The following is a 19,253-nucleotide window of genomic DNA, read 5'->3' on the forward strand; positions in this document are numbered from 1 at the left end:
GCCCATGTTCAACCGCTGGAAATTGCGCATTGCGCGGGTGCTGGCCCGTGCTTCCCGTGCCAATCTGGGCATGGTTGCGGCGGCGGTGTCCTTCTTCGGGTTTCTGGCCATCTTTCCCGGCATCGCGCTGGTGATCGCGCTCTGGAGCTATGCGGCCAAGCCAGATGCTATCCGGCAAGAGCTTGCCCTGCTGGCCGATTTCCTGCCGCCCGATGCCTTCTCGCTGTTGCTGACGCAGGTCGAGGCACTGCTTGCCGCCAATTCGACCGAACTGGGCTGGACGACCGCCCTCTCGCTGCTGGTGGCGCTCTGGTCGGCCCGTGCGGGTGTGGCGGGGATGATTTCAGGGCTGAACGCGGTGCATCACCGCCCCGACCACGGTAGTGTCCACGGCACATTGCTGGCTTTGGCGCTGACGGTGGTGCTGACCTTCATCGCCCTGACGGCACTTGTGGCGGCGGTTCTGGTGCCGCTGGCGCTGGCGCTGCTGCCCCTTGGCAAACTTGCCACGTTGACGCTCGAGCTGGCCAATACGGCCTTCACGCTGGGGCTGGTGGTGCTGGGGCTGGCGGTGACTTATCGCTTTGGTCCGAACCGGCTGGATCATCACCGACCACGGCTTTTCACGCTGGGTCTTCTGGTGGCGGTGGTGCTGTGGTTCATCGTTTCGCGGGGGTTCGTGCTCTATCTCGCGAATTTCAACACCTATAACAAGGTCTATGGCTCCATCGGGGCCGTGGTGATCCTGCAGATGTGGCTTTATCTCAGCGCCTATGCGGTGCTGTTTGGCGCGGCTGTCGATGCCGAACGCGCCCACGTTCCGGAAGAGGGGCTGCCGCCAGCCCCTCTGCCCGGTCAATAGTCCTTTTCCTTGAAGATGCCGATGCTCGTCTCGCCCTCGGCTCCGACAGATCCGCGCACCGTCAGGCTGTCGGTCACGTCAAGGTTCAGGTTGATCTGCGCCTTCCCGCTCTGATCGACCTCGACCTCGGTATAGGCATTGCGCGAGATGTATTTGCCTGCTTTCAGCGTGGTGTCGCCTTCCGCATTGGTCGTCACGTCCAGATCGTCCAGCCCAAAGCCCTGCCGTAGCTTCCCGACGATCCCGTCCCCGCCCTTGCCTGCAAGCGTGGCAACCGCACTGGCCAGTTGGGCCGCCTGGAAGGCCGAGAGCGAGGAGAGATCCTGGCCGAACAGCAGCTGTGCCAGCACCTCTTCCTGCGGTAGCTCGGGCGCAGATTCAAAGCGCACCTCGGGCGCGCTGGCGCGACCCTCGATCACGACCGAGCTGACGACGCCATCATTTTCGGTTGATGCCTTGACCGAGAGGTAGGGATCAAGATCCCCCTGCAGGTTCACATCGGCCTCGGAAATGGTCAGCCGCTTGCCCAGAATGTCGAGCCGCCCCCGGACAAGTTTGAACGACCCCGCAGGGACTACCGCCTGCGTGCTGCCGCCCACCTGAAGGGTGCCGCCCACCTCCATGTCGAGCCCGCGGCCCCGCACGAAGATGCGCTGCGGCGCGGTGATCTGCAGATCAAGCGCATAGGGCCGTGATGTGGCGTTTTCACCGGTCGCCTCGACCGCAATCAACCCGGCACGGGCGCGCGTTGCACGCACATCGGCGGGCTCGGCGCGATGTTCAAGGTCATCCAGCCCGCTGGCGGCACCGAAACTGGCCGATGGAATCCGAAGCTCGGTTTCATTCAGCAAGATGTCCCCGGCGATCGTGGCCCCGCCCGCAAGCGGGCCGCGCGCCCGCAGCTGGCCATTCAGGCGCGTTTCATAAAGCTGGGGGTCCTTCAGATGCACCTGGCGCAGTTCGACCGCCAGATCCCCATTGAATGGCGCCTGCAGGCCCGAGGTGCCCAGCAGCGTAAAGCTGCCGCCGGTCGAGACATTGCCGCGCAGGTCAACCCGCGCCTGCCCGGACCCCAGCGTGACGGTCCCGTTCAGCGCGTCAATCGCCGCAGGCGCTTCGGGCGCTGCGATCCGCAGCCCGCCCAAGGTGATCGGCCCGCTGAGAGAGGTAAGCGCCAATGGCCCCTTCAGCCGCAGGTCATAGCGCAGGCGGCCCGAGATGGTGGTGGGGCTGATGAAGACATTGGCAAGGCCCGCCTCGGCGCCGCCGATGATCGCAAGATCGGCGTTGCCGAAGCCGGGCGCAACGCGGCCCTTCACGGTGGTGTCAATGCCGCCAGGACCGCGCAGGCCAAGGTCAAGCGCATAGCCCTGGCCATTGTCGACCGCCTTGCCGTTGATGGCGAGACGCCCGGGGAAAGGCGGCAGAAGCGTCGCGAGATTGACGATTTCCGCGGTCAGGTCGATCTGGCGTTGGTTGCCCGCGACAGTGCCTTTTGCATCGGCGCGCAGTTGCGGATTGCTGATCTGGGCAGATTTGATGCGGATTTGCCCGTCCGCAAGGTCCAGATCGGCCGAAAGCTGCGTTTCGCCAGCCAGAAGACGGTCCGCTTCGGTTTGCCCGATGGCCAGACGGCTGCCAGTGGCCTTGGCCGTCAGCCGGCCCGCATCCGCCGTTCCGGTGAACGAGGTTTCGGCAGTCAGCGCGCCACGATAGCCTGCGCCCAATGCGGAAAGATCAGCAACAGAAAGCGTGGCCTTCACGTCGCTGCCCGCAGTCGCCAGCTTGCCTTGCATGGCCGCCGACAGACTTGCCGCATTGACCGTCGCCTTCTGCAGCGTCACCACCTGATCGGCGTAATCTGCCATAAGCGCGATGGTCGATTGACCGCGAAGCAAACCATCCACCTCGGCGATGCCCATGCCGAGGCCATTGCCTGTGGCATCAAAGCTGATCGTTCCGGTTTCGGCGGTGCCGATAATATGGGCGAGCCCCGTCACCCCCCCGCGCCAGGCGCCGCCAAGGGCGGACAGATCGGTGAAATCCACCTGGGCCGTCAGATCGCTGCCCGCTGTCGCCAGCGTGCCTGCGGCACGGGCGGTCAGGCTGGCGGCGCGCAGGTCCAGCTGGCGCAATGTGGTGCCGGTTTCATCGCGGCGCAGGGCAAAGTCGATCTTGGCACTGCCCGAAAGCAGGTTGTCCACCTCGGGTTGGCCGATCTTCATGCCCTCACCTTGGACGCGGCCAGTCGCATCGAAGGTGCCTGCCAGAAGGGCGGTTTCGCCGCTGATCGTCAGAAACGCCCGGCCCGCAAGGGGGCGCCCTGCCAGATCCGCATAACGCGCAAGATCATCGGCGCGCAGCGTGGCATCCCCCGTTACGGTGATCCCGGTGCTCAGCCCCGCAAGCGCAATGGCGGCACGGGCGCTGTAATCGGCGCCCTCAACCCGCAGCATGGGCAGGGCTAGGGCATCCTGCCCGTCCTGCCAGCGGAATTGCAGCGCGCCGGTGATTGCATCCCCGACCGCCTTGGCCAGCGCTGCATCCTGCGGTGCAAGGCCTGTGGCGGTAAAGTCAAAGCTGCCTTCGGCCATCGCGCGGCCTTCGGGGCGGCCAATGGTGCCGCTGCCGGTCAGCGTCGCCTCGCGCGCCGTGAAATCGGCGCGTTCCAGCCCGGTCAGGCGCAGATCGGCGGTCCAGCCTTCGCCCTTGGCGGCGTCAAAGCCCAGCGTCAGGTCCGCATGGGTTACCGCCGTGCGCTGTTCGGTGGTCAGGGGCAGCACCACGGGGGTGCCGTCAATCCCCAGCGCCCCGGTCAGGTCGAACCGCTCCGGCAGGCCATCCGGGGCAAGTTGCAGCGACCCGTTCAATTGCAGCGCCTGCGTTTCGACGGTCAGCCGCGACAGATTCAGGCGCCCGTCGGCGGCCTTGGTGCCTTCGGACTGCAGACGCACGTCATCGCCGAAGAAGGCCGCATATTCGGGCAGGAAAAGGGGGGCTGGATCGCCACCCAGATCGGCGGTGAAGCGGGTTGCACCCTCTGGGCTGGCGGCAAGCGTGACACGGCCTACCAGCCGCTCAACCCCGTCCGAGGCGAGCCGCAGGTCCGCCGCATAATTCGCCAGCGGCCCCTCACCCTTGATGGTCAGATCCACCGCAGGCGCCCCCGGCAGGCCCATCAGCGTGGTTGCGATGCCTTCGGCCCCTTCGGTCGCGGTCAGATCCAGCGTCAGAACCCCGGTTTCATTGGCAAATCCCGCTTTCAGCACGAACTTGCCCCTGGGGCCGGTATCGGTGCGTTCCAACGTCAGATCGGTATGGCCTTCGCCGCCGCTCAGATCCGCGCTGGCCTGCAGGCGGGCCTGCACCGGTTGGCCCAGTACGGTTTCCCCCAGCGTGATCTTTTCGGCGGCCAGCTGGCCCACCTGCACCGATACCGGAAGCTCGGGCAGGGCAAAGCCGCGTGCCTCGGGGGTGGGCAGGCTGTCATCGCTGCCCGTTTCGGGCAGGCGGTCCAGAATGATCTCGGAGGCGCTGAGCGTATTCACCGACACCCGCCCCGCCAGCAGCGCGGCGCGGTTCCAATCCAGCACCACCCGGCGCAGCGTCAGCCAGGTGCCGCGGTCATCGGCGATCGTCAGCTCGTCAATCGTGGCCTGAGAGGACAGCGCCCCCTGAAAGCCGGTGATCGTCACCTTCCGCCCGGCGTCCGAGAGGTTGTCCTCCAGCAGTGCTGTCAGATAGCCGCGGTCGTCGGCCAGGACGGGCGTGGCAAGCGGAAGGGCGCAAAGCGCAAGCGCAAGAAGAGGTTTCATCAGAAGGCCTGCCCGATCCCGACATAGAACTGCACTCCGTCCCCGGTATCGCGGCTGCCCCCGACGGGGGCGGCAATATCAAGACGGATCGGGCCAAAGCCCGTGTTATAGCGTAGGCCCAAGCCCGCGCCGGCATGCCAGTCACCCAGCGAATCGCCAAACTCCATGCCGCCGACATAGCCTGCGTCGGCAAAGCCCACGACGCCGATCTTTTCGCTGACGCGGGCGCGAATCTCGCCCGAAACCGCCGCAAAGGCCATGCCGCCGATCCCGGCGCCCAGGCTGCGCGGCCCGGCGATCACGCCCAGCGATTGATAGGGTTGGCCCCGCACCGATCCGCCGCCGCCGGAATAGAACAGATAATCGCGCGGGGTCTGCAGCAGGTCCGATCCGAAGACCGCACCGATCTGCGCCCGCCCGGCCAGCGTTACGCCGCGCGCATCGCCGAAGGTCTTGTAGGCGCGGCCGTCCGCCTTGATCTGGGCGCCGCTGTCGGTAAAGCCGAAGCCGAGGAAGGGGCGGAATTCCGCATCCAGATAGGTGCCCTTGCGCGCATCAAGCTTGTCGTCGCGGTTGTCCCAGGTCACGCCGATCGGCAGGGCCAGATGCTTGTAGGTATAGACATCCACCACATCCTCGACCTTGGCATAGCTGTATTCCAGCCCCAACCGCCCGGTCAGCCTGTCGGAAAAGTAGTGCGACAGGTTGGTGCCCAGGGTCGCCACATCGGCGGTGTAATCTTCTTCGTTCAGATGGCCGATCTCGGTGGTGAAGCCCAGTGTCGTATCGGGGGTGATCGTCGCGGGCCGGTCGAGCGAAAGACCCAGCGAGTAATCGACCCCGCTGGCCTGCGCGCCGATATTGGAAATTTCGCCCTCGATCTTCAGCCGCTCGCCCCCGCCCATCAGGTTGCGGTGCAGCCAATAGCCGGTGAGGTCGAGGCCATCAAAGCTCGCCACCTCGGCGCCGATGGAATAGCGGTGCAGCTTTTCCTCGACCACGGTGGCGGTGATGTCGAGAAGGTCCGGCGCGCGGATGGTTTCGGCCTCGGTCAGCGTGACCGAGCTGAACACCCCGGTGCGGCGCAGGCGGTCGGCGCTCCGTTCCAGGTCTTCGGGGCTGTAGGTGCTGCCTTCGGGCAGGCCGGCGATCTTGTGGATGCGGCGCGGGCGCATCCGTTCTTCGCCCTTGATGATGAGGCTGCCGAAACGCAGCCTGGGACCGGGGTCCAATGTTACCTCTGCCGAGAGGCGCTGCGTGGCGTGATCGGCCACCACCTGCTGCCCGGCCACCTTGGCCTTGGCATGCCCGACCTCTCGCCAGCCGTCGATTCCGCTTTGCACCGCTTCGCGCACAAGTCCGCTTTCGGCTACCTTCCCGGGGGCAAAGCCTTCGGGCAGGCGCGTGTCGCGTGTCAGTGGGGAAACCGTGGCCGTGCTGAAGCGGAAGCGGGGGCCGGGGTCGACCGTCACGGTGATCTTGCCGATACTGTCGGGGGCGTCCAGCGGCGGGATCTCGGCCGCCTCGCGCCCGTCGATAAGAACATGGATCACCGGGCTGTAATGACCCATCGCATAAAGCGTATTCACCAAAGGCCCATATTCCGCGCGGGCGGCGGCAAACAGGTCTTCGGCTGCGCTTTTCTTTTCGCGCCGGGCCGAAAGAACCGCCGACGCGCTGCGAAGGTTGTCTTCGATCTTGCCGGATTGCCCAAGAACGCGAAATTCGATGCGGCTCTCGGCGGCGACCGGGCCGAAGCTGGTGACAGTGGCAGTCAATAGGATGGAGAGCCCCAGAACGGGCCGGAAAATGGATTGAGACACGCGTTTCCCCCGAAGCAGCGTGGGGCGAGTATTGCAGCTTGCCCCTGCAACCACAATGAAAGACCGCCCCGGCAGCGGGTTTTGGCGCAGGGTCAAGCAGCCCGAAGTGCCTATTGTGCCGCGATGTCGCGCCCTGCGGTCAGCAGGCCATCGCTGACCTCGGACAGCGCGAGCGCCGCCGCGCCATGCGCCCAGAGCAGGTCCCCCCAGGCATGGATCTTGACCGGGGGTTTCGGGCGGCCCGTGGAAATCGCCAACTGCTCCATCTCGGCCAGCGTTTCCGAGGCATAGAGATAGTCATAGCGCATCCGTTCGCCCGACAGGATGATAAGCGAAGGGTCGAACAGGTTGATGACATTGGACAGCCCCACCGCCAGATAGCGCCCCGCCCGGCGAAAGATCGACCGCGCGGCGGTGTTCCCGGCCTTGGCGTGGTCATAGAGGCTTTCCAGCAGGACGTTGATCGTCTGGCCTTCCTTGTGGCTCCAGTTCAGGGCGGTGGTCGCCTCGCGCGCGAGGGCATAATCGGCGACATAGGCCTCAAGACAGCCGCGTTGCCCGCAACGGCAGAGCGCCCCGTCGAGTTGCACCTTGGTGTGGCCCAGCTCCATCCCCAGCCCCTTGGCCCCGCGATAGATGCGGTGGTTGATGACGCAGCCCATGCCCACGCCATGTTCGATGGTGACCACGGCGAAATCGGCCAGCGTGCGCCCCGCGCCGAACCACAGCTCGGCCAGCGTCACCAGATTGGCGTCATTGTCCACATGGACGGGCAGGCCCAGATGTTCGCTTGCGGCCTTTCGCAGGGCGACGCCCCGCTCCATCAGCACCGAAGACCACATGACCATGCCGGTTTCGGAATCCACAAACCCCGGCACCCCCAGACCCAGCGCCGAAAGATCGCGCGGCGTGACGCCCGCCTTGGCGCAGACACGGGCCAGCAGCGTTTCCATCGCCGAGAGGAGTTCCGGAAGATTCAGCGCGCCGGGACGGCGCGGGATCACATCACCCGCAATCAGGTTCCCGGCAAAATCCACCACAACGGCGGTATGTTCGCGGTCCGACAGCTTCATCCCGGCCACCAGATGCGCGCCCGGCCGCACGCCCAGCGATACCGCGGGTCGCCCCCGGCCCTGATCGCCATCGCGCGGGGCCGCGACCTCTTCGATCAGCCCGGCCTCGATCAGTTCCTGCGTGATCGTCGTGACCGAGGCGGGAGAGACACCAAGCTCTTTCGCCACCTGCACCCGCGGGATGAGCCCTGCGGCGCGCACGCGATCAAAGACCTGCTGGCGCAGCGGGCGGGTCGTTTCCGAAAGCGGCGCGATCAGCGGGCCGCAGCCCTTGCGCTCTTCCGCGCTGGGCGGCGCTTGCGGCTTCATTTATTTTCCCTCCGAACAAAAATCTGGGCGCGTTACCAGATTTCCGCTGCGGCAATGCTGTATCGCAGCATGAAAGCGCCGAATTTCTGGACGTATACAGATTCCATCATTATTTTTATTTTGACAACTGAAATTATTGCGGGCAGTTTCTCGGTAAGCTGACGAATCTGTCGGCTCGGCCATGCGCTGGCCGCATCCATAGGGAGGATACATATGCGTAATGCTCTGATCGCCGCGGTCATCGCGGCTGCCGGATTTTCGTCGGCGGCACTGGCCGAGGGCCTGACTGTCGGCGTGAGCTGGTCGAACTTCCAGGAAGAACGGTGGAAAACCGATGAAGCCGCCATCAAGGGCGCACTGGAAGCCGCCGGAAACAGCTATATCTCGGCCGACGCCCAGGCTTCGGAAGCCAAGCAGCTGACCGACATCGAGGCGCTGATCGCACAGGGCGCCGATGCGCTCATCGTGCTGGCCTACAACAAGGACGCCATCGGCCCGGCCATTGAAAAAGCCGCCGCCGAAGGGATTCCGGTCGTGGCCTATGACCGCCTGATCGAAGATCCGCGCGCCTTCTACCTGACCTTCGACAACAAGGGCGTGGGCAAGATCATCGCGGAATCGGTGACTGCCGCGCAGCCGAAAGGCAACTATGCCATCATCAAGGGCGACCCCGGTGATGCCAACGCGGGCTTCCTGCTGGAAGGCATGATGGAAGTGCTGCAGCCGAAAGTGGACGCTGGCGACATCAAGATCGTGGGCGAGCAGTTCACCCAGGGCTGGAAGCCGGAAGGCGCCCAGGAGAACATGGAACAGATCCTGACCGCCAACAACAACGCCGTGGACGCCGTTCTGGCGCAGAACGACGGCATGGCGGGTGGCGCGATTGCCGCGCTGTCGGCGCAGGGCCTGAACATTCCGATCGGTGGGCAGGACGGCGACCTTGCCGCGCTGAACCGCGTTGCCCGCGGCACCCAGACCGTGTCGGTCTGGAAAGACAGCCGTCAGCTGGGCGCGAAAGCGGCCGAGATCGCTTCGGCCCTGGCCGGTGGCACCGCGGTTGACGCCGTGGAAGGCGCGGTGAAGTTCTCGGGCGGTGAAAAGGGCGTGGAAATGAATGCCATCTTCCTGCAGCCGACCCCGATCACCAAAGAAAACCTGAACCTTGTGATCGATGCGGGCCACATCTCGAAAGAGCAGGCCTGTGAAGGTGCGGCCGCCGACGTGGCAGCCTGCAAGTAACCCGTTCCGCCCGGCGGTGGCCGTTTTCGGTCGCTGCCGGGCGTTTTCCTTGGGGCGTATGTCCCCCTTCCTTGCGACACTGGCCCCGCGGGACATGGCCCTTCCGCAGGTCCGTCTGCACCCCTCACCCCTGTAGTGCTGGACGACCCGATGACCTCATCCTCGAATTCCTCAAACGGGACTGATGCGACCCTCAGCCCCGTGGCGCGCTTTCTGAAAGCGACCGAAATTGACACCCGCCTGCTGGGCATGGTTGGTGCCCTGTTGCTGATATGGCTGGGCTTCCACATGTTCGGCGTGATGTTCAAGGGTGGCGGCGCCTTCCTGACCCCCCGCAACCTGTGGAACCTTTCGGTGCAGACCGCCTCGATCGGGATCATGGCCACCGGGATGGTTCTGGTCATCGTGACCCGCCATATTGACCTGTCGGTCGGGTCGGTCCTGGGCTTCTGCGCCATGGTCATGGGTATTCTTCAGGCCCGTATCCTGCCTGATATGCTTGGCCTCGGCAGCCCGATGATCTGGGTGGTCACCGCTCTGGCGGGCATGGTGGTCGGGATGCTGATCGGCGCTTTCCACGGCTGGCTGATCGCCTATCGCGGTATCCCGTCCTTCATCGTCACGCTGGGGGGCCTTCTGGTCTGGCGCGGCGCGGCCTTCCTTCTGGCACGGGGCGAGACGATTTCGCCGCTGGACAGCACCTTTTCGCTGCTGGGCGGCGGGCCTTACGGGTCGGTCGGGGCCGTCGGCAGCTGGATCGTGGCGCTGCTTGCCTGCGCGGCGATCCTGTGGATGATCTTCAGCGGCCGCAAAAGCCGTGCGACCCACGGCTTTGCACAGCGCCCCATGTGGGCCGAATATTTCCTGTCGGTGCTGGGCTGCGGTCTGGTTCTGGGCGCGACCCTGCTGGTCAATTCCTACCCCTGGCCAAAGGGCATCGTGAAGCAATATGCCGAGGCCAATGGCCTTGAGGTTCCGGCCGAGGGCCTGTTCATCGCACATGGCTGGGCCATTCCGGTGCTGATCCTGATCGGGGTGGGCGTGGTGATGACGGTTCTGTCGACCCGCACCCGCTTTGGCCGCTATGTCTTTGCCATCGGTGGTAACCCCGACGCGGCCGAGCTTTCGGGCATCAACACCCGCTGGATGACGGTCAAGATCTTCGCGCTGATGGGCTTTCTGACGGGGCTGTCCTCGGTCGTGGCCTCGGCCCGTCTGAATTCGGCCACCAACGCACTGGGCACGCTGGACGAACTCTATGTCATCGCCGCGGCGGTCATTGGCGGCACCTCGCTCGCCGGGGGGGTGGGCACCATCTACGGCGCCATCATTGGCGCGCTGGTCATGCAATCGCTGCAGACGGGCATGGTGCTGATCGGCTTTGACGCGGCGCTGCAGAACATCGTCGTCGGCACGGTCCTCGTTCTCGCCGTCTATCTCGACATCATCTACCGCAAGCGCACGAAATAAGGGGGCGAAGCCATGACGAACAACGTGACCCCTCTGGTCGAACTGCGTGACATCTCGATCTCGTTCGGCGGGATCAAGGCGGTGGACCATGTGTCCGTCGACCTGCGCCCCGGCGAGGTGGTGGGCCTGCTGGGCCATAATGGCGCGGGCAAATCCACGCTGATCAAATGCCTCTCGGGCGCCTACAAGGCGGATTCGGGCGAGATCTGGATCAACGGCCAGAAGGCCGAGATCAACAACCCCCGCGATGCCCGCAGCTACAACATCGAGACGATCTACCAGACGCTGGCGCTGGCGGATAACCTAGATGCGGCCTCGAACCTGTTTCTGGGCCGGGAAATCGTGGGGGCGGGCGGCTTTCTGAACGAAGCCGCGATGGAGGCCGAAACCCGCAAGATCATGGGCCGGCTGAACCCCAACTTCCGCAAGTTCAATGTGCCGGTTTCGGCGCTGTCGGGCGGGCAGCGGCAGTCGGTGGCCATCGCGCGGGCGGTCTATTTCAACGCCAAGATCCTGATCATGGACGAACCCACCGCTGCGCTGGGGCCGCATGAGACCCAGATGGTGGCCGAACTGATCCAGGAGCTGAAGAAGCAGGGCCTGGGCATCTTCCTGATCGAACACGACATCCATGCCGTGATGGAGCTTTGTGACCGCGCCGTGGTCATGAAGAACGGCCAAAGGGTCGGCACGGTCAACGTCAATGAAGTCACCGATGATGACATTCTGGGAATGATCATCATGGGCAAGAAACCTCCACAGGCATACTGACATGTATATCGGACTCGATCTCGGAACCTCGGGATTAAAGGGCATCGTGATCGACGACGCTCAGGGGGTGGTGGCGGAAGCCACCGCCCCCTTGGGCGTTTCGAGACCGGCAGAAGGCTGGAGCGAGCAATCCCCCGCAGACTGGATTGCCGCCGCTGAAGCGGTGATGGATGCGCTGAGCCGTCAGGTCAGCTTGGGCGCTGTGCGCGGCATCGGCCTGTCGGGGCAGATGCATGGCGCGACGCTGCTGGACGCCGCCGATGAGGTGCTACGCCCCTGCATCCTGTGGAACGATACCCGCAGCCATGCCGAAGCCGCGACCCTGGACGGCGACCCGATCTTCCGCCGCATCAGCGGCAATATCGTGTTCCCCGGCTTCACCGCGCCCAAGCTTGACTGGGTGCGCCAGCATGAACGCGCCCTGTGGGACAAGGTGGCCCGGGTGCTGCTGCCCAAGGATTACCTGCGCCTATGGCTGACGGGCGAGCATGTGGCCGAGATGTCGGACGCCGCCGGGACAAGCTGGCTTGATACCGGGCGGCGCGACTGGTCGGATGATCTGCTGGCGGCCACGGGTCTGACGCGGGCGCATATGCCCCGGCTGGTCGAAGGGTCCGAGGTTTCGGGCCAGTTGCGCGCGGCCCTGGCGCAACGCTGGGGGCTGGCCGCGGGCGTGGTGGTTGCGGGGGGCGGCGGCGACAATGCGGCCTCGGGCGTGGGTGTCGGCGTGGTGCGGGCGGGCGATGCCTTTGTCAGCCTCGGTACCTCGGGCGTGCTCTTTGCGGCCAATGACGGGTATCAGCCCGCGCCGGAAACCGCTGTGCATACCTTCTGCCATGCGCTGCCCGATACCTGGCACCAGATGGGTGTGATCCTGGCCGCGACCGATGCGCTGAACTGGTATGGCCGTTTCGTGGACCGCGATGCCGCCACCCTGACGGGTGAGCTGGGCGGCGCGTTGCAGGCGCCGGGCAAGGCCGTCTTCCTGCCCTACCTGGGCGGAGAGCGCACGCCGCTGAACGATGCCGCCATCCGCGGCGCCTTCACCGGGCTGGAACATGCGACCGACCGGGCCGCCGGAACCCGCGCCGTGCTGGAAGGCGTGACCTTTGCCATCCGCGATTGCCGCGATGCGCTGGCTGCCACCGGCACGCGGCTGGAACGGCTGATCGCGGTCGGCGGCGGCTCGCGGTCGGACTATTGGCTGCAGGCCATCGCCACGGCGCTGAACGTGCCGGTGATGCTGCCGCAGGCGGGCGATTTCGGTGGCGCCTTTGGCGCGGCGCGGCTGGCCCTTATGGCTGCAACCGGCGCGGGGGCCGAGATCGCAAGCCTTCCCCCCATTGCGCGCACGGTGGAACCCGTGGCCGCGCTGACTGATGCGTTCGACGCGGGCCATGCCCGCTACCGGGCCGCACAAACTGCAATCCGAGGACTGAAATGACCGAGTTTTTCAAAGGCATCCCCCAGATCAAATACGAGGGGCCGGCCAGCACCAATGAATTTGCCTTCCGGCATTACAACCCGGACGAGGTCATTCTGGGCAAGCGCATGGAAGATCACATGCGCTTTGCCGTCGCCTACTGGCACAGCTTTGCCTGGCCGGGCGGCGATCCCTTCGGCGGCCAGACCTTCGACCGCCCGTGGTTCGGCGATACCATGGCGCTGGCCAAGCTGAAGGCCGATGTCGCGTTCGAGATGTTCGACATCCTCGGCGCGCCCTTCTACTGCTTCCACGATGCCGACGCCCGCCCCGAAGGCGCAACCTTCGCCGAAAGCCTGCGGAACCTTCAGGAAATCGTCGATTACCTTGGCGAAAAGCAGGCGAGCCACAAGACCCAGCTCCTGTGGGGCACCGCCAATATGTTCAGTCACAAACGCTGGATGAGCGGCGCGGCCACCAACCCCGATCCCGATGTCTATGCCTATGCCGCCGCCAATGTGAAAGCGAACATGGACGCGACGCACAAGCTCGGCGGGGCGAACTACGTTCTGTGGGGCGGGCGTGAGGGCTATGAGACGCTGCTCAACACCGATCTTAAGGCCGAACGCGAACATGCCGGCCGCTTCCTGCAGCAGGTGGTCGAATACAAGCACAAGATCGGCTTCAAGGGCGCGATCCTGATCGAACCCAAGCCGCAGGAACCGTCCAAGCACCAGTATGACTATGACGTGGCCACGGTGTACGGCTTCCTCGTGCAGTTCGGTCTGGAAAAGGAAGTGAAGGTCAATATCGAGCAGGGCCATGCCATTCTGGCCGGTCACAGCTTTGAACACGAAATCGCGCTGGCCTCGGCGTTGGGGATTTTCGGGTCGATCGACATGAACCGCAACGACTATCAGTCGGGCTGGGATACCGATCAATTCCCGAACAACCATGCGGAAAAGGCGCTGGCCTTCTACGAAATCCTGCGTGCGGGCGGCTACACCACCGGCGGCACGAACTTTGACGCCAAGGTGCGCCGTCAGAGCCTCGACCCCGAGGATCTGATCCTCGCCCATGTCGGCGGTATGGATACCTGCGCCCGCGCGCTCAAGGCCGCTGCGGCCCTACTGGAAAGCGATGAGCTTGAGGCCAACCGCCGCGCCCGTTACGCGGGGTGGGACGCGCCGGCCGCGCAGGCGATGCTGCAAGGCTCGCTGGAGCAGGCCGCCGACCGCGTGCTGACCGAGGGGCTGGAGCCCCAGCCGCGTTCGGGCCGGCAAGAGCGTCTGGAGAACCTCTGGAACCGCTATATCTGAGCAAGCTTCTGCAAGGCGCGAACCCCGCGCCTTGCAGCTTTGGCCAAGGGGGCCTAATCAGCCGGCATCACTTTCATCCGGATCTGGCCCCATGAATTTTTCCGATTCCCTGCTGATCGCCGCGCCCGTCGATGCCGTCTGGCAGCGCCTGATGGATGACAAGGCCCTGCACGGTGCCATCCCCGGCTGCCGCAGCCTACGAAAACGGAAGGATGGCTGCCTTGAGGCGCAGATCCGCGTGTCTCTGGCCTGGATGAAGCGTGACGTGAAGGTTGCGGTGCGCCGCGATGTCAAAGAAGCAGGCAAGGCCTTGGTCATGATCGGCACGCGGGGCGATGCGCAGACCGGGGCGCTGGCCGTTTCCCTGACGCCAGAGGGTGACGGGTGCCGTCTGGGCTATACGTTCAGCGCCAATCTGGGCGGCAAGGCCGCTGTGCTGGGCGGGGCGCTTCTTGGGCGCACGGCCCGCCGCATGGTGCAGGAAACCCTTCTGCGGCTGGCGCAGCCTACGGTCTGAGTTTCGCTAACGGTTCCGAAAGATTCGGCCCCTAACTTCGGCAGGAGTCCCCTGTCGGAGAATCCGAATCCATGTTGCTGCGCCTTTTGCCGGTCCTGTCTGCGCTGATCCTGCCGGGATTGTCCCATGCGCGCCCTGCGTCATCTTGCGATCAGGCCGCAGCGGTTGTCGCGCAGGAAACGGGGGTGCCGCTGGATGTTCTGCTGGCGCTGACCCGCGCTGAAACCGGGCGGGCCGGTGAACAGGGGCTGACACCCTGGCCCTGGGCCGTCAACCAGGCGGGGCAGGGCTATTGGTTTGATACCCAGGCCGAGGCGGAACAATTCGTCGAGGCGCAGCTGGCTTTTGGCTATTCCAACCTTGATGTCGGGTGCTTTCAGCTCAATCACCGCTGGCACGGTGCCGCCTTCCCCGATCTGCAGACCATGTTTGATCCGGTGGAAAATGCCCGTTACGCCGCGGGCTTCCTGTCAGAAAAATATCAGCAGACTGGTGACTGGGTGGCTGCTGCGGGTGCGTATCACTCGGGGACCGAGGAATATGCCGCGCGCTACATCGACAGGTTTTCAGAAATCCTTTCCGGCCTGTCGGCGGTCCAGATGGCCGGGCTGCCGGAGGCAGGTCCCGTGATGCGGATCAACAGCTATCCGCTTTTGCAACCCGGTGCGGCGGGGTCTGGGGCTTCGCTTGTGCCGCGGGTTGCAGGCATCGGGTCCCTTTTCCTTCAGGTGCCGTAATGCAGCTTCCCGCGACTCGCACCCTGTTCCAGCCCACGATCCTTCTGGCATTGGCGCTGATGTCGGTCATCGCGATGATGATCCTGCCAGTGCCCACCTGGCTTCTTGATTTCGGGTTGGCGCTCTCGTTCGGGCTGGCGATCCTGATGTTCACCGTGACGCTGTTCGTCGAACGTCCGCTGGATTTTTCGGCCTTCCCGACCATTCTGCTTGCTTCGCTTTTGCTGCGCCTGTCGCTCAATGTCAGTTCAACCAAGCTGATCATCGGGCAGGGCCATACCGGCACCGATGCCGCGGGCCATGTGATTGAGGGTTTTGCCAATTTCATCATGGGCGGCAATCTGTTGCTTGGCCTCGTCATCTTTTGCGTCTTGCTGATCGTCAACTTCATGGTGATCACCAAGGGGGCGGGCCGTATGGCCGAAGTCGGCGCCCGTTTCGCGCTGGATGGGATGCCGGGCAAACAGCTGGCCATCGACGCCGACATGGCAGCCGGCGCAATCACCCATGCCGAGGCCAAGATGCGGCGCGAGCGTGAATTGGCCGAAACCAATTTCTTCGGCTCGCTCGATGGTGCCTCGAAGTTCGTCAAGGGCGATGCCGTGGCGGGCCTGCTGATCACCGGGCTGAACATCGTCATGGGCCTGATCATGGGGATTGCCGTGCATGGGATGCCTGCCGGGCAAGCCCTTGAAACCTATGTGATCCTGACCGTCGGTGACGGTCTGGTCACGCAGATCCCGGCCGTTGTGATCTCGGTTGCATCGGCGCTTCTGCTTGCAAGGGGCGGCGCGCAGGGCTCTGTCGATGGCGCTTTTTTCCGCCAATTGGGCCAGTATCCGGGGGCGGTGGGCACGGTTGCAGTTCTGCTTGGTCTTTTTGCCCTGGTTCCGGGGTTGCCCTTTCTGCCCTTCGTGATTGGGGCTGCCGTTCTTGCCTTTATCGCCTGGCGCGGCGGCAAAGGTCCGGCCATCGCCCCGGTCGAGCTGGCCGAGCCCCCGGTCGCCGCCCGCAAATCCATGGGCGATGTTCTTGATTTTGATGAAATTCATGTCGAGTTTGCGCCCGATCTGGTGCCCATGGCGCTTGATCCCGCGACAGGGCTCGACGCCCGGATCAACAACATGCGCACCCATATTGCGGGCAATTATGGCCTGATCCTGCCGGAAATCCGCCTGACTGACGACGCGGCGCTGCCCCCCGGGGCTTATCGCATTCGGTTGCAGGGGGTGGAGCGGGTGCGTGATCGCCTTATGCCCGATCGAGTTCTCGTGCTCTTGGCCGATGGGCTGGAGGCGCCCGAGGGCATTGACGTGCGTGAGCCGGTCTATGCGGCCCCTGCCCGCTGGATCGTGCCCGATCTTCAGGAAGAGGCTGCCCTGGCGGGCCTGACCGTTGTCTCCCCGCCCGAGGTTCTGGCCACCCATATGCTGGAGCTGCTGAAGGCCAATCTCGCCCGGCTTCTGACGCTCAAGGGCCTGCGCCGTCTGCTGGACGAATTCACCAATGTTTCCGATCCGGCACGGGCCGAGGCGAACAAGCGCTTGCTGGACGAACTCGTGCCGGATCGCGTTCCCGTGGACCTGCTGCTCGGGGTGCTGCGGCTGCTTCTGGAAGAGCGGGTGTCGATCCGCAATCTTCCTCTCATCCTTGAATCCGTCGCCGAAGCGCGCGCCCTTGGCGCGGTCGAGCTTGTCTGTGAACATGTCCGACAAAGGCTCGGCTTCCAGATCGTGGCCGAACTGAAGCGCGAAGATGGGACGATTCCGCTGCTTCAACTCGCGCCGGACTGGGAAAAGACCTTTGTCATGTATCAGATGGAGGGGGATCGCGGGTTGCGCGACATTGCCCTGCCGCCCGAGCAATTCAGCCGCCTTGCCAATGCCATGGCAGACAAGCTCAACCGCGCCGCAGAAAACGGGGTTCATGCCGCCCTCGTCACATCAACCCTCCGCCGGCGGTTCCTTCGCACCGTTTTGGGGGCGAAGGGACTGACCAATCCCGTCCTCTCTTATGAGGAAATTGGTCTGGAGGCCCGCCCCGCCATGATCGGCGTCGTGTCCGCATGACGGCGGCCCTGGCACGCCTGACCGAAGTTTCCGGATGGGGGCAACCTGTCATTCTGGGATGGTTCTTGGTGTTCATCCGTGTCGGCGGCCTCATGGCGGTGCTTCCCGCCTTTGGTGACCAGATCATCCCGGCGCGTGTCAGGCTGGTCGTGACCCTCGCCTTTGCGACGATCCTTGCGCCGATGGTCATGGTCCCCCAAAGTGATCTTTCCTTTGGCCCGATCCTGGCAGAGGCCGGGGTGGGTCTGCTGTTTGGCCTGTCCGTTCGGTTTCTGATCTTCGCCTTGCAGACCGCCGGAATGATGATTGCCCAAGCGATTTCGCTGGCGCAGCTTTTCGGGGCTGTGGGTGAACCCCAACCCGTTCTGGGCAGTCTGCTCACGTTGGGTGCACTGGCGGTCGCAGTGGCGTCCGGCCTGCATTTGCGTGTCATTGAGCTTTTGGTGTTGTCCTATGATCTGTTTCCCCCCGGTGTACCGCCCCATCCGGGGGATGTTGCACAATGGGGCACGGGGCGGGCCGCGCATTGTCTGGCGCTCGCGGTATCGCTGGCCGCACCGTTCCTTGCGGCGTCGCTGCTTTACAACATCGCCCTCGGCATCATCAATCGGGCGATGCCGCAGCTTATGGTCTCGTTCATCGGCGCGCCGGCCATGACCTTGGGCGGGCTTGCTCTCTTTGCCGTTGCTGCACCGCTCTTGCTCAATCTCTGGCAAACGGCCTTGGCCGAAGCCTTGTCCAACCCGTTGGCGGTGCCACCATGAGCGCCTCGGTGGATGACGAAGACAAACCGCATGAGGCCAGCGCCAAACGCCTCGAAGACATGCGCAAGCAAGGACAGATTCCGCGTTCCCAGGATCTGTTCGGTGCGGCCGCATTCGCAGGTCTGGTCGGCGCGCTTTTCGGGCCCGCCGCGAAGGCGCCCGAACATCTGGGTGCTTCATTGGCGATACTTTTGGCAAGTCCGGACAGGATCGAGCTCGAGAGGCCTGCGCTTGCCGGCCTATTGCTTGAGGTCTTGACGGCTCTTGCCCCAATTTTCCTTTTGCCAATGGTTGCGGTGATCCTGATGATCACGCTCCAACGCGCCTGGCTTTTCACACCGGGCAATTTCGCATTTCGGTTCTCACGGATATCACCCTTTGCAGCTGCGGCGCAGCGGTTCGGGCCACAAGGGCTTGTGGCTTTCGGCAAGAGCGCAGCAAAGCTTATTGTGATCAGCCTGGTCCTCGGGCTGTTCCTTCAGTCGCGGGAAAAGGTGGTTCTGGGTGTGATGTTCCTTGCCCCGGCCCCGGCCATGGCGGTGACCCTTGGGCTTTTGCGCGATTTTTTGACGGTGGTTCTGGGGATCGTGATCGCGTTTGGCTTGGGCGATTACTTCTGGCAATGGCTGCAACACCGCAAACGTGCGATGATGTCGCGGCAAGACATGATCGAAGAGCACAAGGAGAGCGAGGGCGATCCCCATCTCAAGGCGCATCGTAAACAGCGGGGACAGGACATTGCCATGAACCGCATGTTGCTCGATGTTCCGGGTGCGGATGTCGTGATCGTCAACCCGACCCATTATGCCGTAGCGCTGAAATGGGACCGGGCGGCGCGCCGGCCGCCCGTCTGTGTTGCCAAGGGTGTGGATGAAATCGCAGCCCGCATCCGCGAGCAGGCCCAAAAAGCGGGCGTCCCCATCCACAGTGATCCGCCCACCGCGCGTGCCCTCCACGCGGCCCTGAAGATTGGCGATGAGATCGCGCCCGAACATTACAAAGTTGTGGCCGCCGCCATCCGATTTGCCGAAGCCATGCGCCGCCGGGCAAGAAAGTACTGAG

14 protein-coding genes are annotated in these 19,253 nt (G+C 64.3%); 11 read left to right on the forward strand and 3 right to left on the reverse strand.

What is annotated here, in order from left to right:
* Nucleotides 1-4 precede the first annotated feature (4 nt).
* Entirely contained in the window at nt 5-862 is an 858-nt protein-coding gene (locus IE101_RS06120; protein WP_189632933.1) for a YihY/virulence factor BrkB family protein, read from the forward strand.
* Here the strand turns inward: IE101_RS06120 and IE101_RS06125 are convergent.
* The 3 genes from IE101_RS06125 to IE101_RS06135 form a co-directional block, all read right to left on the reverse strand.
* Entirely contained in the window at nt 856-4,677 is a 3,822-nt protein-coding gene (locus tag IE101_RS06125; RefSeq protein WP_189632934.1) for a translocation/assembly module TamB domain-containing protein, read from the reverse strand. The genes IE101_RS06120 and IE101_RS06125 overlap by 7 nt on opposite strands.
* Nucleotides 4,677-6,500 carry an autotransporter assembly complex protein TamA gene (locus IE101_RS06130; RefSeq protein WP_189632935.1) on the reverse strand — a complete coding sequence of 608 codons (1,824 nt, stop codon included), beginning with the start codon at nt 6,498-6,500 and terminating at the stop codon, nt 4,677-4,679. Before IE101_RS06130 ends, IE101_RS06125 begins: the two co-directional genes overlap by 1 nt.
* Nucleotides 6,501-6,610: 110 nt before the next feature.
* The gene (locus IE101_RS06135; protein ID WP_189632936.1) at nt 6,611-7,882 is read right to left on the reverse strand and encodes an ROK family transcriptional regulator; all 1,272 of its coding nucleotides are present in this window, start codon (nt 7,880-7,882) and stop codon (nt 6,611-6,613) included.
* Between the two features lie 213 nt (nt 7,883-8,095).
* Between IE101_RS06135 and xylF the strand changes: the two genes are divergently transcribed.
* From xylF to IE101_RS06185, 10 genes are all read left to right on the forward strand, one after another.
* A complete protein-coding gene (gene xylF / locus IE101_RS06140) occupies nt 8,096-9,121 on the forward strand; it encodes a D-xylose ABC transporter substrate-binding protein (protein ID WP_189632937.1) in 1,026 nt (341 codons plus the stop codon).
* A 150-nt stretch (nt 9,122-9,271) separates the two neighbouring features.
* On the forward strand, nt 9,272-10,591 hold the full coding sequence (locus tag IE101_RS06145) for a sugar ABC transporter permease (protein ID WP_189632938.1): 1,320 nt from the start codon (nt 9,272-9,274) through the stop codon (nt 10,589-10,591).
* 12 nt (nt 10,592-10,603) lie between these two features.
* Nucleotides 10,604-11,362 carry an ATP-binding cassette domain-containing protein gene (locus tag IE101_RS06150; RefSeq protein ID WP_189632939.1) on the forward strand — a complete coding sequence of 253 codons (759 nt, stop codon included), beginning with the start codon at nt 10,604-10,606 and terminating at the stop codon, nt 11,360-11,362.
* A 1-nt stretch (nt 11,363) separates the two neighbouring features.
* Entirely contained in the window at nt 11,364-12,806 is a 1,443-nt protein-coding gene (xylB, locus tag IE101_RS06155; RefSeq protein ID WP_189632940.1) for a xylulokinase, read from the forward strand.
* Nucleotides 12,803-14,104, forward strand: a complete 1,302-nt coding sequence (gene xylA, locus IE101_RS06160) for a xylose isomerase (protein WP_189632941.1) — start codon at nt 12,803-12,805, stop codon at nt 14,102-14,104. Before xylB ends, xylA begins: the two co-directional genes overlap by 4 nt.
* Nucleotides 14,105-14,195: 91 nt before the next feature.
* The gene (locus IE101_RS06165) at nt 14,196-14,621 is read left to right on the forward strand and encodes an SRPBCC family protein (protein WP_189632942.1); all 426 of its coding nucleotides are present in this window, start codon (nt 14,196-14,198) and stop codon (nt 14,619-14,621) included.
* Nucleotides 14,622-14,692: 71 nt separating this feature from the next.
* Entirely contained in the window at nt 14,693-15,358 is a 666-nt protein-coding gene (locus tag IE101_RS06170) for a transglycosylase SLT domain-containing protein (protein WP_189632943.1), read from the forward strand.
* Nucleotides 15,358-17,427 carry a flagellar biosynthesis protein FlhA gene (flhA, locus tag IE101_RS06175; RefSeq protein ID WP_189632944.1) on the forward strand — a complete coding sequence of 690 codons (2,070 nt, stop codon included), beginning with the start codon at nt 15,358-15,360 and terminating at the stop codon, nt 17,425-17,427. Before IE101_RS06170 ends, flhA begins: the two co-directional genes overlap by 1 nt.
* Complete coding sequence (locus IE101_RS06180; protein WP_189632945.1) at nt 17,424-18,191, forward strand: flagellar biosynthetic protein FliR; 768 nt, start codon at nt 17,424-17,426, stop codon at nt 18,189-18,191. The genes flhA and IE101_RS06180 overlap by 4 nt, the downstream gene beginning before the upstream one ends.
* A complete protein-coding gene (locus IE101_RS06185; protein WP_189633112.1) occupies nt 18,188-19,252 on the forward strand; it encodes an EscU/YscU/HrcU family type III secretion system export apparatus switch protein in 1,065 nt (354 codons plus the stop codon). Before IE101_RS06180 ends, IE101_RS06185 begins: the two co-directional genes overlap by 4 nt.
* The last annotated feature ends 1 nt before the right edge of the window (nt 19,253 follow it).

It is taken from the genome of Gemmobacter lanyuensis, assembly GCF_014652355.1.
Lineage (GTDB): Bacteria > Pseudomonadota > Alphaproteobacteria > Rhodobacterales > Rhodobacteraceae > Gemmobacter > Gemmobacter lanyuensis.

Bases quoted from the DNA above. Each gene is read 5' to 3' on its own strand.
- IE101_RS06150 (WP_189632939.1), top strand. From the start codon at position 10,604: ATGACGAACAACGTGACCCCTCTGGTCGAACTGCGTGACATCTCGATC.
- xylB (WP_189632940.1), top strand. From the start codon at position 11,364: ATGTATATCGGACTCGATCTCGGAACCTCGGGATTAAAGGGCATCGTG.
- xylF (WP_189632937.1), top strand. From the start codon at position 8,096: ATGCGTAATGCTCTGATCGCCGCGGTCATCGCGGCTGCCGGATTTTCG.
- IE101_RS06125 (WP_189632934.1), bottom strand. From the start codon at position 4,677: ATGAAACCTCTTCTTGCGCTTGCGCTTTGCGCCCTTCCGCTTGCCACG.
- IE101_RS06180 (WP_189632945.1), top strand. From the start codon at position 17,424: ATGACGGCGGCCCTGGCACGCCTGACCGAAGTTTCCGGATGGGGGCAA.
- IE101_RS06120 (WP_189632933.1), top strand. From the start codon at position 5: ATGTTCAACCGCTGGAAATTGCGCATTGCGCGGGTGCTGGCCCGTGCT.
- IE101_RS06165 (WP_189632942.1), top strand. From the start codon at position 14,196: ATGAATTTTTCCGATTCCCTGCTGATCGCCGCGCCCGTCGATGCCGTC.
- IE101_RS06170 (WP_189632943.1), top strand. From the start codon at position 14,693: ATGTTGCTGCGCCTTTTGCCGGTCCTGTCTGCGCTGATCCTGCCGGGA.
- IE101_RS06145 (WP_189632938.1), top strand. From the start codon at position 9,272: ATGACCTCATCCTCGAATTCCTCAAACGGGACTGATGCGACCCTCAGC.
- IE101_RS06135 (WP_189632936.1), bottom strand. From the start codon at position 7,882: ATGAAGCCGCAAGCGCCGCCCAGCGCGGAAGAGCGCAAGGGCTGCGGC.
- flhA (WP_189632944.1), top strand. From the start codon at position 15,358: ATGCAGCTTCCCGCGACTCGCACCCTGTTCCAGCCCACGATCCTTCTG.
- IE101_RS06185 (WP_189633112.1), top strand. From the start codon at position 18,188: ATGAGCGCCTCGGTGGATGACGAAGACAAACCGCATGAGGCCAGCGCC.
- xylA (WP_189632941.1), top strand. From the start codon at position 12,803: ATGACCGAGTTTTTCAAAGGCATCCCCCAGATCAAATACGAGGGGCCG.